The following is a 3,447-nucleotide window of genomic DNA, read 5'->3' as shown; positions in this document are numbered from 1 at the left end:
AATAATCACAAATTAGGTCTGCCTCAAAGTAAGCATTCAGCGTTCAGCTTTATTACCTTTAAGCTTTAAGGGAGGAAAAAGCAATTGAGAGATTTCCCAGAAGTAAAAATGCAGTAGAAGTTAAATGGATACTTGCTTCATTCTTTAAAAAGCTGAGAGCTGACCGCTAATAGCTGAATACTTACGCTTCAAAAATCAATCAGCTTTTAAGTTGCCAGTTATTCAGATTAAAAAAATCCAGATTTTAGCTAGTAAAGTATATTTTCTAGCTAAAAATATTCTCAAACAACTTTTCACTTGCTTCTATCCGCGTTATATTACCAATACAGTCTATTTCTCATCTGTAATAAGAGAGAAATTACCATTTGATATTGAGTTAACTTACACTTATGAATCCCGATCATCTGACCCAAATAATACAAAAAGGATTTCGTGTTACCTTAGGTGCCACATCCTTTTTCATGGAAACTTTGCAAGACTCTGGTAAGCGAGATGAAAATTTGAATAAATTAAATTCTGATTTTAATCAACTAACTGAAGAATGGGCTGAAAGAGGAGAGATGACTGAGCAGGAAGCCCGAAATTTTGTTGATACAATTTTGAATCAACAAAATAGTCAAGTCAATACTGATAATGCAACTGTTTCTTCTACTCCTGCTTCAGGTTTTGTACAATCAGATATACAAAGAGATTTGTTAGAACTAACTAAAGAAATAGCCAATCTACGGACTGATTTACAACAATCTCAGGAGTCAGAATCTCAGAATTAAGTTTCTTTTAAGATATTTTTTCCACACAGAAAAAAATATTTGAATATTTGACACATCACAGGATTCTGTTCTAGATGTGTCTTATACCAATATTAAGTTATTAATAAGTCCTAGATAAGTAGGATAAATTTTAGATCATAACTCAGCTAAAAATTTTTAATTTAGCTGAGTTAGGCTTTTATTTAGTCGTTGTCCCATTTTTCATTACCTATCAGGTCGCCAATTCTATCCCTGAGTAGAAAGTCACACTCTTCTAATTCACCCTCTACACAAGCCCATTCCCTGGCGGGAATATATTGGCAAAGAGTATAAATAGGTTGCTGACGACTGAGAACTCCTTTGTATACAAGTTCTGCTGCTTCGTCCCTGATAATGTCTAAAGAATATTGAACTGTGGTGTAAGTCATGGTCACCCTCTTGGCCTAGCTTGAGTAATTGTCGGCGCTACGGCGCTATTAATAATATAATGCAAAATTGCTAATTCTGAATGTTAATTTTTTCAGTATATATAGTTACAATTTGTTATCTTATTTTGATAAGTATTCTAAAAGTCATCAGACCAACACATGAGCTAATGTATTAGTCCAAATTGCATATATATACTTTAAACTTGTACCCATCAGCTAGCTAATTTAGGATTTCTCTAGCCTTCTTGCCTAAAATAATCGTCTTCCAAATATCACTTTAATTTTGTTTTGTCAAAAATTTGGTGATATTTTTTAGATTTTAGAGAGATACTTGTAAATCTTTAAATAAAAGCTCCAGAGCAATAGCTTGGGCTTTTGGCATTTGTCCATAACAAAAGATATAAGGTATCTCTGATAACAGTTCTGATGAAAACTGTTTCAAGGTATACTGACTACCGTATATGATTAGACCTTGTAGTTCGCCACTTCTTAATAATTTCTTAACTAAATCCTCTCCTGCTTGTGTTAGACTAGCTATTTTGCCAAAAGGATTACCGCGAATAAATAGTTGCAGCAAAGTCAAGCGATTAGAAGTAAAAGTTGGGAGAGCTTCTGAATTATTGTCAATTAGCTGTGGTTGATAACCATATTTTTTGGGAATAGCGATCGCCGGAGTATGATTACCCAAGAAAGGGGTATTAAGTATATCCTGTACAAGCACTAAATTTCGTAAATGATTATCATCTATATTTTTTGGAGCAAGATAACCTCCTCCTACTTGAATAGAGTCTTGCAAAATTTGAGCTACAGTTTCTTGTGCCTGTGATTGAGCTAACTTTTCAACTAAATTGTATGTAGGAGGTGAGACATAATCTGGTATTTTTTCATTTCCGGGTTCCCAAGTAGGATAAACTTTTGTTTTAGCTTGCCAAATTCTCTGTAAAGACTCATCAATTCGTGATTCACAAATACGGCCTTGACTCACCGCATCACAAACAGAATTAATTGTCACCTCTGCATCTAAAGGCATAAGTAAAATATCCGCACCAGCTTCCACAGCCAAAACAGACGCCTCGGCCAAACCATAACCATTAGCGATCGCCCCCATTACCAAAGCATCAGTCACAACTAATCCGTCAAAACCCAACTTTTGGCGTAACTGACCTGTGATAATTTTGTGGGATAAAGTTGCCGGTAGTTCCCCATCCCAGGTCGGAATCAACAAATGGGCACTCATCACAGCATCTACCCCAGCAGCGAGCGCCTCAAAAAAAGGAGGTAACTCAACTTCTGCCAGTCTTCTATCCGAATGGGGTATCACTGGCAAATCAAAATGAGAATCAACTGCCGTATCCCCATGACCCGGAAAATGTTTAGCAGTGGTCAAAACTGCATATTGTTGAGCACCCCTAATAAAATCCCTTGCCAATTGACCAACTAATTCCGTCGTTTCTCCAAAAGCCCGAATATTAATCACTGGGTTATCAGGATTATTATTCACATCTACCACTGGGGCCAAAATCCAATTTAAACCGATAGCCACAGCTTCTTGAGCTGTAATAGCTCCCATAGTTTCAGCATACTCTTGAGCCTTTTTCAGATTAGTTTGAGCAATAGCAGCGATCGCCATTGGTGGAGGAAACCAAGTTGCCCCAGCAAACCTTTGACCAACTCCTTCCTCAATATCAGCAGCCAAAAGCAAGGGAATTTTAGCCCAAGACTGAAGTTGTTGGATGCGAGTTGCCAAGTCTACAGCACTCCCACCCACAAAAATCACCCCTCCAACACCCAACTCTTGTAGCCAATATTGAAGCTTGCTGTTAGGGGGTTCCCATTCTGGATAAAGAATTTGATTGTCAAATAAATGCCCAGATGCTCTGACTACGACCATCTGAGCTACTTTTTCTGCTAAATTCATAATTTAGTAATTAGAGAATGTAGAAATTACTTACCCCACCATGTCTTGGTGAGACTCTTGATGGTGGTTCAGCAATTAACAATTAACAATTAACAATTAACAATTAACAATTAATAATTACCTCTCCCTTTTAGGGCTATGCTTTATAAACATCTTTCTTAACATAAAACTTGACAAGTTCAGTCAGTTATGCACGAGTATTGAATCAGCTTTTTTCTGAGAAATAATGTATTGAATTAGACATAAAGAAGTGAGAAATGCACCCCAAGATTCTTACTCCCCCCTCTTCCCCCTCTTCCCCCTCTCCCCACCCTCCTACAAGGGTTTCAGGAGTTCCTTATAAGGGATAGCT

3 protein-coding genes are annotated in these 3,447 nt (G+C 37.1%); 1 reads left to right on the top strand and 2 read right to left on the bottom strand.

Annotated features, from left to right (window positions below):
* Positions 1–389 precede the first annotated feature (389 nt).
* On the top strand, positions 390–770 hold the full coding sequence (locus F6K22_RS36290; protein ID WP_293109505.1) for a hypothetical protein: 381 nt from the start codon (positions 390–392) through the stop codon (positions 768–770).
* Between the two features lie 182 nt (positions 771–952).
* Here F6K22_RS36290 and F6K22_RS36285 read toward each other — a convergent pair whose 3' ends face one another.
* The gene (locus F6K22_RS36285) at positions 953–1,177 is read right to left on the bottom strand and encodes a DUF4327 family protein (RefSeq protein ID WP_293109503.1); all 225 of its coding nucleotides are present in this window, start codon (positions 1,175–1,177) and stop codon (positions 953–955) included.
* Positions 1,178–1,496: 319 nt separating this feature from the next.
* Positions 1,497–3,095: a glycoside hydrolase family 3 N-terminal domain-containing protein gene (locus F6K22_RS36280; RefSeq protein WP_293109501.1), complete on the bottom strand. Its 1,599-nt coding sequence runs from the start codon at positions 3,093–3,095 to the stop codon at positions 1,497–1,499.
* Positions 3,096–3,447 lie beyond the last annotated feature (352 nt).

This window comes from Okeania sp. SIO2F4 (genome assembly GCF_010672385.1).
Classification (GTDB): Bacteria; Cyanobacteriota; Cyanobacteriia; order Cyanobacteriales; family Microcoleaceae; genus Trichodesmium.
This window is presented reverse-complemented; position numbering and strand designations above follow the sequence as displayed.

Bases quoted from the DNA above. Each gene is read 5' to 3' on its own strand.
- F6K22_RS36290 (WP_293109505.1), top strand. From the start codon at position 390: ATGAATCCCGATCATCTGACCCAAATAATACAAAAAGGATTTCGTGTT.
- F6K22_RS36285 (WP_293109503.1), bottom strand. From the start codon at position 1,177: ATGACTTACACCACAGTTCAATATTCTTTAGACATTATCAGGGACGAA.
- F6K22_RS36280 (WP_293109501.1), bottom strand. From the start codon at position 3,095: ATGAATTTAGCAGAAAAAGTAGCTCAGATGGTCGTAGTCAGAGCATCT.